Origin of the sequence: uncultured Psychrosphaera sp. (assembly GCF_947500655.1) — a bacterium.
GTDB lineage: Bacteria > Pseudomonadota > Gammaproteobacteria > Enterobacterales > Alteromonadaceae > Psychrosphaera.
The window spans coordinates 82,225-93,574 of the sequence record NZ_CANMSK010000011.1; the positions used below are offsets into that span (position 1 = coordinate 82,225).

Sequence of the window (11,350 nt, forward strand, 5' to 3'; positions counted from 1 at the left end):
GATAACTAGAATAATAAAAACGAAGCTGGGGCGATAAATTGCCCCAAACATAAAGCTAAATACCCAAAGTAATTAAAACCTAATCAATTATTTTTGACCTATATTCTCTTCAAGAAATTCCAACATTCCAGAATAAAGTTTATTTCGACTTTTTTCGTCCCAAACGCCATGCCCACTCAAGTCGAAAAGCATCTCTTTCGCTGGCTTATTAGCTTTTTTAAGTGCTTCAAGCATTTTATCATAGTGAACAACGGGTACACGTCTATCGTTATCACCATGAATTAACATAACATTAGCTTTAATATCATCAACTCTATTAACTGGAGAGTCTTCACTCAATAAGTCTTTTTCATTACCTACAGCTCGATTTAAATAAGCAAGTCCGCCCCAAGACTTTATAATATCACCTTCACTAAAGATAAGACTTAAGTCATATACACCTACATAACCAATAGTACACTTATAAAGTTCTGGGGCTTTAGCTGCTACCATCATAGCAGCGTAACCACCATAACTAGCTCCATAAGCACATATATTATTTTTGTCGATTGATTCTTCATTTGATGCCCAATTGGTAGCATCAATAATGTCATCAATCATTTTTCCTCCCCACTCTTTGTAACCTAGCTTCTGAAAGTGCGATCCATAACCACCACTACCACGGAAGTTAACTTGTAATACAGCATAACCTCGGTTTGCTAACAGCTGAACTTCACTATCATAAGACCAGTAATCTCTGACACCGTGAGGTCCACCATGGATCATTACTACCATTGGTGATTTTTTTTCTGCTACTCGCTCCGGTAATGTTAGGTATCCAGAAATTTTTAATCCATCTCGTGCCTCAATAGAAATAGGTTTAGTTGGCCTTAAGTGTCTTGGATCTATCCAAGATCGATTAGCCCAGATAAATTCAGCTGCTTTAGTTTCTACATCAAATAAATAATATTCACCTGGGTTTATATCACTACTAACCCGTAGCAATACTAAATGGCCATCACTTGTCGAATCGACCATTCTAATACTCTGCCCATCAAAAGCTTTCGCTAACATTTTATGTAAATTGGATGTTTCAGATGCTCTTGATGAATAATGGAATTCTTGTTTATTTTTATAACTAATACCAACAACTGGAATACCGCTACCTAACTCCACTTCCCATCCGTAAATACCAGATCCCACTGAATCAAAAAGGACTTTTTTATTTCCTGTAACTAAATCAAGCTCTAGCATATTCTTTATGCCGAGTTCACCTTCACTAACCATAAAATACACTTTTGATGCATCATCACTTAAAGTAACAGGTTCCACACCTGAACCATTAAAAATATTTTCATCTAACTCTACCCAAGGTGATTCAATTGTTTTTCTATAAGCTGCTCGAAAAATATAATTCTCATCAGTCCAAGAGGCGAATAATACATCACCTGCTTTTGTTGAGATTACATCAGCACCTTTAAAAGGAATGGATTCTATTTTATTTCGTTTACCATTTTTTAAATTTAATAAACTAAGAATTGGTGATCGATTTCTATTATCATAATAATAATTACCTTTTTCAGACCAAGGGTGCTCAATTATTAATATGTTATCAGGGTCATCTGGCAATATATTAACTAGCTCTTGAGACGATTTAATATCTTTTTTCTTACTTATACGAGAACCTATTTTTTCATCGCCAGCTCTATAACCAAAAAGTATTTTTAATTCTTTACCTCTGTAATTAGCGCTAAATAACTCTCCAGTTGAGATCGGTTTATCTAAAAAATACTTTTTCTCTGCCAATTCATAAATAACATGGTCATTATCAACCCAATTTACGGTATGGACTTCATTATTAATCCCTGGATTGATCACTCCCACAATTTTACCACTTGTGCGTTCAATAAAAACAAGAGGAACCTTACCATCATGTCGAATGCGGGCTGCAAAATGTTTACCATCAGGTGAAATTGTTATGTCTAAGTAGTCTCCATGTTTGGTAAAATGTTCTAATGGAATTTCTGCACTAGTAGCTAAAGATGAAATAAGCGACAAAATAAAGATAAACAGTATTTTGTAATTTATAATTGTGATTTTATTAAACAAGATGTTAAATCCTTTCATGGTACTTCCATTGTTTGAATTGAGTTGCTTTAACGTCAATGACGAGTAGTTGATTCAATATGTAAATCTAGCTAGCTGCTAATTATTAATTAGCATGATATTTTAGTAGAGATAATATAATTAAAAAAACAATTATTACAAGTATCTTTTATATTGAAATTAATCTTAAAGCTAATCATTTCAGCTATTTATAAATACAATTATGAAAAATAGAGGTTTGATGGATCAACAATATTTTGTGTTTATTTAACTCTCAAATAATTTAATATGCACAGCTGTTAACACTTCATTTCCAATTACAGCAGCAGTGTGACCGTGTTTTTCGCTATCAAACTCTTCGTCATCTTGTAGATGGTCTTTGGCAACAAACATATCACCAGCGTTAAAGTCTCGATGATCACCATTACGTAGCCCTATTCTTAATACTCCACTACGAATAATAATCAACGTAGCATCACCTGCAACATGCCAATCACTAACGTAATTGGGTTCACTCATTCTATGACGAAAGTTAAGCGCGTCTATTCTGGGTGTAATAAACAGTCCGTTATAATCATCAAGAGATAATAATTGATCAGTAAAAAGGGAGCGGTCTGTTTTGTTATCTTTTTCATTTATTGGAGAATGCAAAACAGGTAATGTAATAGTATTTAGATGTTCAGTCCTGTTGTTTGTATCGTCACTGTCCGTCGCCATTTTAAATGTCATATTTTACCTTAGATTTATTATCAACCGTTCTATACTCTACATTCGTATTACTAAAAAGTTATATTCTTTACAAATATACACCAGAGCATTAATGTTATTTAATTCAAGTTAAGCGATAAGGATCTCCAATGATAGAACATTTGCAAAAACACAAGCCTGAATACAATACTGATACTAGTAAGTGGGCTATTGCGGTACATAGAGTAACCACTACAAGTGCAGAAGTTTGGGTTGGCACTCTTTTCTCCACGCTTATAAAGCCTAAAAGTGCTCGTGTTCATCTGATTGCAAATGGTGAAATTGTACAAACCAAGTATATTAGAAAATCAAATTGGAAACGCCCTTTCAGCTTTACTAAAAAACGTTTTTTTTCATTGCAAACTTTTGACGACTTACAACCTAACACATCTTATACTCTTTGCTTTGAACGTTATATTTATCCTGAAGAAAAAACACTGCCAATTGGTTGGGTCCCTTTAAGAAATGGGTATTTAACCACTCTCCCTGAAGAAATACCTGAACAATCTTCTTTCACTGTTGGTTTAGCGAGTTGTTTTTATCCCCATAGAGATGGAGGTCGGACAGCTGAAGCTTACCAAGCTATTTATGAAAGAGGCCATAAAGACATAAAACCTGACATTACTTTTTTAACTGGTGATCAGGTGTACTTAGATATTGGCTTTGATTCTTTATCTAGAGATCCAGATGAAATAAGAGAGCGTATTGGTAATGATTACGCTGATAACTGGCAGTTATTAGGCGGTATATTAAACCGAGGCGGCACTTGGATGTTGCCTGATGATCATGAATATTGGAATGACTATCCATTTCATGATTCGCTAATTCCACAATTATTAGCCCTTAAATTACAAAGTGTACGTAACGTCTGGACCAAGGCATCTAAAGATGCGGTTAAAAACATTCAACGTTCTCCCAAAGTTGAAACCTTTAACATTGGTAACGACCTATCCTTTTGCCTTGCAGATTTACGATCTTATCGTTCTAAAAGAAACTTTTTACCGCCAAGTGCGTTTAAACAATTAATAGACTGGGCTAAATCACTAACTAGCCCTGGCGTGTTAGTTATTCCTCAGCCACTTATTGTTAACGTTAACAATTCAGAAAGAAACCTGCTTAGCTTTACCACACAATATAAGCAGTTATTAGAGGCGTTGGGAAGTACAGGCCAAAATATTGTAGTTTTATCAGGTGATGTTCATTATGGGCGTATAGCGTCTTGTCCAATTGGCGATAACGGAGCGACATTAACAGAAGTAATATCCTCTCCAATGTCCAATTTAACCTACCTAAATGGCATAGCGACGGCTAAACCTGAGTTTACTCCAGAGCAATTTCCTCATTATGATTATTTGCCTGACGGATGGCAGCAACACACAGTCAACTATTACAAAGATTTTTCGGTAAGTACTAAAAAAGGCTTTTTGTTTTCAGCTTATCCAAAAGAACGTACACGTGAACATTTTATGACGGTTGGCTTTAAAAAGGTGAACGGAAAATTACAAATGACCGTTAATGCTTGGCGCATTAGAGAACACGACCCAGACACTTATTTGCCCAACAGTGACTTTGAAAGAGCATATCGAGTACTTTTAAGTTGAGGTAATTAACCTTGTTAAGTTAGGATTAAAATTTAAGTCGCAGGACCTTTGAAAATATCGCTGTTTATTAATTTGACATAATTTAATGACAAATAATTTACTAGAACTATGTTCAAACACAGAGCCACTCTGTCTTTACTGTAATAAATTTGTTATATTACCGACTTATTCAACTGGAGTTTCAATTAGTATTTAATGAGCAATGTATTATTTACCTGGCGCTGCAATAGTCATTCAATCTCTGAGCTTGAGCTAGGCTTAACGCTTGCACAGGCAAGTAATTCAGCTAGTTTATTAATTCTTGCATGCCAAGATAACCAGTTTACCGCACAACAAATCAATCCTCTTATATCTGCTTGTCCCCTGCCTATTTGTGGCGGTATTTATCCTAAGTTAATTTATAAAAATGAATTAATGCAAAAAGGCTGCATTATCATAGGTTTTGAGCAGCAAGTTAAAGTAAGTCTTATTCGTGACGTATCGACATTAGTCATCGATGAACAACTGATCCAAGCAATAGAACAAACTTCCCTTATGAATGGTCAAGTACCAAGTAATCGTAGCTTACTTATGTTTTATGACTCTCTTATTAACAACACCGAAAACTTTATCGACTGCCTTTTTGAATGTTTAGATTATCAAACACACATAATAGGTGGCGGAGCCGGCAATTTAGAATTCAAACAAAGACCTTGTTTATTTACTAATGACGGCTTAATTGACGACGCAATTCAAATAGTGACTTTAAATAGTAAAATAACCACTGCAGCAACTCATGGTTGGGAAATATTAAAAGGCCCTTTCCTTGTCTCTGAAGTAGAAAAACAAACCGTTATAAGTTTAGATTATCAACCTGCATTCAATATTTATAAAGATGAAATTGAAAGTATTAGTAACCTTAAATTTAACGAGTGTAACTTCTTTGACATCGCAAAGAATTATCCTTTAGGCATACAAGGCGTCAACAACCAACTTATAGTACGAGACCCTATTTTAACTCAAGACGGTTATTTACAATGTGTTGGCAGTATTCCAGTTAATTCTATGGTGTATTTACTCAAAGGAAGTACAGATTCATTAATTCGCGCAGCGGAAGATGCTGCGATAGTTGCCATGACAACAATTGATAATAACGATTTTTCTGCCACTATAGTATTTGATTGTATTAGTCGTGCATTATACTTAGATGACATATTTAGCTTAGAGCTTGACTCAATTTGTAAGCACTCATCCGAGCAAACATTATTTGGCGTAGTCTGCTTTGGTGAAATTACAAATAGTGAAAGCGGTGCAATCAAACTACTTAACAAATCAACTGTTATTGGTTCTTGGTGAATTTAGGTGCTACTTATTTAGTTTAGGGATCAAGCGAAGACAATGAACAACGCATTATTTATTATCTCATTACAACATGAAATCGCCATGGCGATTGGTAACAAATTAGATCTTAAAGACATGTTAAAAGTTTTTTTGAAAGTGTGTTTTAGTCGTCTCAATTTAACCAGCGCTCATATCTATATGTATTGTGATCGTAATGGCTTGCCAATAAAATTAGCTAAACAACAAAATGCACCACATCAACATTTGTTAAGTATTCCCCAAATGAAAGATCGACAAGCGTCCTTTGTTGATTTAGCTCTGTCTTCTTTTGTAAAAGAATTGGATACATTACAGCATTCTCATTCACGCCAATGTAAAAACTCGCACTACTTATTTGGTTTTATCATTCCACAGCAAGGTTTGCTAATTTTTGAAACTCATTATTTTATAGAAGAAACAATACAAAAAGCCCTCACGCCAATTTTACAAAAACTAGCAACCAGCTGTTATGCATCAATAGTACATGACTCTTTGGTTCAAGAAATACGGTCAAGAAAAATTGCAGAAAAAAAGGTTATTTATCAGGCTCAGCATGACGGATTAACCGGCTTAATAAACCGCCAGCATTTGAATGATTTATTAGAAAAAGCCATTACAGACTCAATCAACAATTCACACAGTGGCAGTATTATTTTTATAGATTTGAATCAATTCAAACCAATTAATGACGTGATGGGCCATACTATTGGAGATAAAATATTATTATCGTTTGCTCAAAAGTTACAAAGTTTAGCGAATGACAATATTGACGTTGCCCGTTTTGGTGGCGATGAGTTTATCTTAGTCATTAAAAAGTTATCAGCCAATCACCAGCAAAAAATTGAACAGACTATACAAAAAATCAATAACCTTTTATCTACTCCAATTATGTTCGAAAGCAACTCATACAAGTTAACCTGCAGTATTGGTTATGCCATATTCCCGCAGCAAAGTAGTGAAGTAAGTAATATTATTAAGTTTGCTGATATAGCAATGTATGAAGCTAAAAACGCCAAGACATTACAAGGTATTCAATACCATACAAGCATGTCCGATAAAATTAATAGACGTTTAGCTTATAGTAACGCAATGAAGCAAAGCTTAGTTAATGATGAATTTAAATTATATTATCAAGCACAATATAATCACAACGCTGACATTGTTGGAGCAGAAGCCCTACTTCGCTGGCAGCATCCAATTTACGGGATGGTATCTCCCTCAATTTACATTCCAATAGCCGAAGAAAGTGATTTAATTTTAAATATAGGCCAATGGGTACTTGAGCAAGCTTGTCGAGATATTCATCAATTAAAACAAGAGGAACTGTTAGATAATGTTGGAAACATAGCCGTTAATATTAGTGCGAAACAACTTATTCAACATGACTTTCAAGAGTTAATAATCAATACAATTGAGAAAAATGATATTGATCCAAAGTACTTAACCTTGGAGCTAACTGAAAGTTTTTTGGTCGAAAATATAGATCGCTCGATTAAACTACTACATAATTTAAAAGCGAAAAATATTGGCTGTGCAATTGATGATTTTGGTACAGGTTATTCGTCATTAACTTATCTACAACGAATTCCTGCAAATACTCTAAAGATAGACCGTTCATTCGTTACCAACATAGATAAAAGTAAAGAGAGTATCGCCATTGCTAGTATGATAATAAGTTTAGGTAAAATGCTCAATATGAAAGTACTAGCTGAAGGTGTAGAAACATCAGCAGAATTAGAATCTTTAAAAAGTTTAGGCTGTTATCACTACCAAGGGTTCTATTTCAGCAAACCAATGCCACTGCCAGAATTAATGAGTTTGTTAGATGATAAAAAACAGCGGTAAGTCGTAAGTTATAAGCGGTAAGTAAGAGCAAAAAAACGAACCGAGTGTTCGTTTTTATATAAATTATTAATCATCTGTCTTCCGCTTTTATGTGTTTAACGTTTAAAGAGAAACTTTTAAGTTCTTCAATACTGTATTCAGTATGTACTCTTTCAGTTGAAACCATTTGGTGATTAATGCTCAAGCCTTTTCGCCTAGCTACTTTGGGGCGGATTGGGCGAGGAACAAAACCACCACCACAATTGGGACATACATTTCCTAAGATATCATTCACGCATGACGAGCAAAAAGTGCATTCGTATGAGCAGATCATGGCTTCAGTAGAATCAGGTGCTAAGTCTTTATCACAGCATTCACAATTAGGTCTAATTTCTAGCATAGATTAAAACTCCGTTTTGATTCACGTAACGCCTTAACAATTCCACTTTAAAAGCCCTCTAACTCTAAGAATTAAATAAATATCCTATCCAAGTACTTAATAAGTTCAGCAGACTACCTCTGTTATTTTTGTATTTTTAGGCATCTCGGTTATTTTTTTAATTTGATAATGACTCAATACCTTCAGAAACAGTTAAAAAATGAATTTTAGTAAGACAAACTGAAGCTTTATTAAATTCATGTGCACGTATTAAATTAGTAACTTCATCCGTTGACAACGCCTTGCCTTCTTTAGTTAAGCCAAGTTCCCCTGAAATAATCTCTATTAAATAACAATAACCTGATGAATCAATAACATAATCATCATCACTAAAAATAAGATCACGACATTCAAAATTGAAGCTTTGTAGAGAATCTAAATAAATAAGCTCATCATCACCATCGAGTTTCAACATGCATGGCCAGGCAATCATAACCGCCACCTCAATAAATATAACGCTTTACTAACATGAAAATAATAGTTGGCTAAAATAAACGACGAAGGAATGAAAACCAACTGTTTTTTGTCCTTGTTTAACAGCTTGTATGGTACAAGTTACTCCACATTATTTTTCTTTAAAAGTTCTGGAACATCGTCATTAATAGACTTTTGATATTCTTTATATTTTTCTGCTCTACCTGTTGACACATTATAGATAGACCAAGGAATCGTTACAGGTAATAAAACTGCATCAGTTACAAAAGAAAATGGGAAATCTAAACATATACCATGTCCGCATGCCAATTCTATATGCCGAATAGTGCCAGAGAATACTTTATTATTATGCTCTTTCTCACCTAACGTACCAATCGATACACAGCCAGATATAGATAATAAAATAATAATATTGATCAATATAAATTTACGCATTAATCATCCTTGTACCAACGCCGCATTATGCGGCAAATTGCTGTTGGCTAAAAATAAGTGAGGCACGAACAAAAAGCTAACTGTAATTTGTCCGACTTGAAAACCTTTGTTAGGCATACATTACATAGGACAACTTACTTCTAGACCATTTACAGAGTCATTAATTTTTTTGAAGTTATCTTCCCAAAACATATTAAAAGCCACAACGTTTACTGACGTAGCGCAGCTTTTATTATTTTGATCAATTTTTACGTTTAGAAAGTAACCTTGAGAACTCCCTGAGGGCGAATATACATTGTAGGTAGTTGAGTCACTACTTTTAGTTTCCATAACTCTATAGTTTAAGTTGTAGCCAGTGGTTCCTGAAATAAAGACAAAATTAGGTTTATAACATTTAGCTAAGTAACCCTTGATGCGAGTTTCAACAACATTTTTGTTTTCAGAAAAACACATTGTCTCACTTTTGTTACCGTTAGTTATTAATGCGGTTTCAGTCTGTGGAAAAATAGCACAACCTGATAAAGCAGTTGTTAATAACGCCAAAGGTAGAAATTTACTCATAATATCCTTGTATGCCTAACGAGGCTGTAGAATTACTCCAACAGCCCAAATTGATAAAAAAAGCGAGCTCCTGTAATAAATGCTAAACGCTTTTTTCGCACTAGGCAATGCATTTTAACCCCATAAAATCGGCCATTTTTCTTAAAAAAGAGTTATTCTACGGCCTCAACGCCCGCCTAACACGCAATGTGTTGACTTGGCGTTTTGCGTTGTTTGCCAAAACTATGACAACTAATCATTGTCGGAGTTTAGGCGCTTGTTATATGCACTTGCTACCGATGTATAAGTACTAAGTAAGCAGTTTTTATATTGAAAATTGACTGCAAACTCTAAATTTAAAATTCCACTTTTATGACCGCTAAAACGTGCAACGAACTTATCACCTTGAGCAATTGTTTGTAATGGGATCCAATACTCTGCGACTTCCCCTTCAGTCATTTCGATACTTTCAAATGGGACACCTAAAATAGCTTTAGGTATTTCAATAGTTATAACATCCATATCATCGTGATTTCCACCTGCTTTCACGCCTGAAATATCAACACTTGTAATAATATTTATCGGTGCTGCGCTTTGCTCAGCGGTACACACTGAAAAAGAAAAGCCTGAATACATTGATAATAATAAAATTAGATACTTCACCAAACCTCCTTGTGCATATAACCGCTTATTAGCGCGAATTCCTGTTAAAGGAAGTTATCCACAGGTGCTTTTTCGGGTAATAAACTTTTTTATTTCTATAAATTATAAGAATAGTAATAACTTAGCAGCTGATTTATTTATAAACAAACGTTTTTTGTTTGGGGAAAACGAGCCATTTACATAACACTCCATCAGTGGCACGTTATGTAAAAAATTTATTTACATAATTTATTATAAAATCAGAAGTTTACTAAAAACCTCTACTTAATCGAGCCGTTTTTATAAATTACATTGAATAACGTGAACATTCCCTTAATTGCACAAACATATAAACCTATTTATTGCTTGCGAACCGCAGGTTCGCGCTTTTGCTTTTCGCTCTGCTTTTACTCCCGATTTAAATATCTGTATTACGTCTATCCACAAGATAATACTTTTCTCAAATCGAGCGGGGATGAATGATGGAGTGTATCATTGATGATCATCAGAGATGTGTGCGCTTTGGTTGTAAACTTTAAACTTGGACTAGAGCTTACAGCCCTAACCCCTTCCATCTGTTTTTACTTACCGCTTACAGCTTACGACTGCTTTTTTGCTTTTCCTAACGGCCTTCAAGCCTTCAAGCCTTAAAAAAACCTACCCCCGCTCAAACCTAACTTTCAACAACTTAGCCAAATCCATATAAGTTAACTGTTGTGAACTAGCCTTTTTAATTTCGCCCTCTTTTATTAATTTATTACTTTGCTGTAATTGCTCTTCAATTTCTTTGTACCAGCTTTTTAATCCACTAGATAAACTTGCTTCAGCTTGTTTACCCAATAAATAGTAACCATGAACGGGTAATGACAAAATTAATAGCGACATAGCCAGAGCAGTATTTAAGCTTTCCATACCAATATAAGACAACTGCAACCAAGCTGTTATAAACGCGATAATAGGAGCAACCGTTAACGATAAGTCGGCAAGTTTAATGTAACCAGTTTGAGGAAATGAGCGTAAATAAGGTTCTTTTTTCGGCCATGTTTGGCTAAATTTATAACCTGTATTTAAGGTAGTAACTAAAATAACAATCACCTTTATTAACTTGTAATTAACACAACGAATATGCCATAGGGGGCTGTTTATCTTTCATTTTGCGCAACGTTGAGTGGACAATTTAACCTCAACCCGAAGGGCTGGGTCTATTTGTCACCCCAACTTCGTTCTTGTTAATTTTCGCCAG

Annotated in this window: 11 protein-coding genes; 3 read left to right on the forward strand and 8 right to left on the reverse strand. The window is 34.6% G+C overall.

Going from position 1 to position 11,350, the window contains the following annotated elements:
- Positions 1–87 precede the first annotated feature (87 nt).
- The gene (locus Q0940_RS10655; RefSeq protein WP_299268189.1) at positions 88–2,106 is read right to left on the reverse strand and encodes a S9 family peptidase; all 2,019 of its coding nucleotides are present in this window, start codon (positions 2,104–2,106) and stop codon (positions 88–90) included.
- 246 nt (positions 2,107–2,352) lie between these two features.
- Positions 2,353–2,814: a hypothetical protein gene (locus Q0940_RS10660; protein WP_299268191.1), complete on the reverse strand. Its 462-nt coding sequence runs from the start codon at positions 2,812–2,814 to the stop codon at positions 2,353–2,355.
- A 128-nt stretch (positions 2,815–2,942) separates the two neighbouring features.
- Here Q0940_RS10660 and Q0940_RS10665 point away from each other — a divergent pair, with 128 nt between their 5' ends.
- The 3 genes from Q0940_RS10665 to Q0940_RS10675 all read left to right on the forward strand — a co-directional run bounded on the left by Q0940_RS10665 (position 2,943) and on the right by Q0940_RS10675 (position 7,637).
- Positions 2,943–4,433: a hypothetical protein gene (locus Q0940_RS10665; RefSeq protein WP_299268193.1), complete on the forward strand. Its 1,491-nt coding sequence runs from the start codon at positions 2,943–2,945 to the stop codon at positions 4,431–4,433.
- Positions 4,434–4,628: 195 nt separating this feature from the next.
- Positions 4,629–5,768 (forward strand): FIST C-terminal domain-containing protein, encoded by a 1,140-nt coding sequence (locus tag Q0940_RS10670; protein WP_299268196.1) that lies wholly within the window; start codon positions 4,629–4,631, stop codon positions 5,766–5,768.
- Between the two features lie 42 nt (positions 5,769–5,810).
- Entirely contained in the window at positions 5,811–7,637 is a 1,827-nt protein-coding gene (locus Q0940_RS10675) for a bifunctional diguanylate cyclase/phosphodiesterase (RefSeq protein ID WP_299268198.1), read from the forward strand.
- 70 nt (positions 7,638–7,707) lie between these two features.
- Here the strand turns inward: Q0940_RS10675 and Q0940_RS10680 are convergent, their stop codons facing one another.
- The 6 genes from Q0940_RS10680 to Q0940_RS10705 all read right to left on the reverse strand — a co-directional run bounded on the left by Q0940_RS10680 (position 7,708) and on the right by Q0940_RS10705 (position 11,202).
- Positions 7,708–8,016, reverse strand: coding sequence for a DUF1272 domain-containing protein (locus tag Q0940_RS10680; RefSeq protein WP_299268200.1), 309 nt, complete (start codon positions 8,014–8,016; stop codon positions 7,708–7,710).
- Positions 8,017–8,173: 157 nt separating this feature from the next.
- Positions 8,174–8,488, reverse strand: a complete 315-nt coding sequence (locus Q0940_RS10685) for a DUF4144 domain-containing protein (RefSeq protein WP_299268201.1) — start codon at positions 8,486–8,488, stop codon at positions 8,174–8,176.
- Positions 8,489–8,610: 122 nt separating this feature from the next.
- Positions 8,611–8,925, reverse strand: coding sequence for a YceK/YidQ family lipoprotein (locus tag Q0940_RS10690; protein WP_299268204.1), 315 nt, complete (start codon positions 8,923–8,925; stop codon positions 8,611–8,613).
- Between the two features lie 120 nt (positions 8,926–9,045).
- A complete protein-coding gene (locus Q0940_RS10695; RefSeq protein ID WP_299268207.1) occupies positions 9,046–9,486 on the reverse strand; it encodes a hypothetical protein in 441 nt (146 codons plus the stop codon).
- Positions 9,487–9,717: 231 nt separating this feature from the next.
- Complete coding sequence (locus Q0940_RS10700; protein WP_299268210.1) at positions 9,718–10,128, reverse strand: hypothetical protein; 411 nt, start codon at positions 10,126–10,128, stop codon at positions 9,718–9,720.
- A 636-nt stretch (positions 10,129–10,764) separates the two neighbouring features.
- Positions 10,765–11,202, reverse strand: coding sequence for a DUF412 family protein (locus tag Q0940_RS10705; protein WP_299268213.1), 438 nt, complete (start codon positions 11,200–11,202; stop codon positions 10,765–10,767).
- Positions 11,203–11,350: the final 148 nt, after the last annotated feature.

What these genes read in the sequence shown, in the direction of transcription:
- Q0940_RS10655 (WP_299268189.1), bottom strand. Translation starts at nt 2,106, where the DNA reads ATGAAAGGATTTAACATCTTGTTTAATAAAATCACAATTATAAATTAC.
- Q0940_RS10660 (WP_299268191.1), bottom strand. Translation starts at nt 2,814, where the DNA reads ATGACATTTAAAATGGCGACGGACAGTGACGATACAAACAACAGGACT.
- Q0940_RS10665 (WP_299268193.1), top strand. Translation starts at nt 2,943, where the DNA reads ATGATAGAACATTTGCAAAAACACAAGCCTGAATACAATACTGATACT.
- Q0940_RS10670 (WP_299268196.1), top strand. Translation starts at nt 4,629, where the DNA reads ATGAGCAATGTATTATTTACCTGGCGCTGCAATAGTCATTCAATCTCT.
- Q0940_RS10675 (WP_299268198.1), top strand. Translation starts at nt 5,811, where the DNA reads ATGAACAACGCATTATTTATTATCTCATTACAACATGAAATCGCCATG.
- Q0940_RS10680 (WP_299268200.1), bottom strand. Translation starts at nt 8,016, where the DNA reads ATGCTAGAAATTAGACCTAATTGTGAATGCTGTGATAAAGACTTAGCA.
- Q0940_RS10685 (WP_299268201.1), bottom strand. Translation starts at nt 8,488, where the DNA reads ATGATTGCCTGGCCATGCATGTTGAAACTCGATGGTGATGATGAGCTT.
- Q0940_RS10690 (WP_299268204.1), bottom strand. Translation starts at nt 8,925, where the DNA reads ATGCGTAAATTTATATTGATCAATATTATTATTTTATTATCTATATCT.
- Q0940_RS10695 (WP_299268207.1), bottom strand. Translation starts at nt 9,486, where the DNA reads ATGAGTAAATTTCTACCTTTGGCGTTATTAACAACTGCTTTATCAGGT.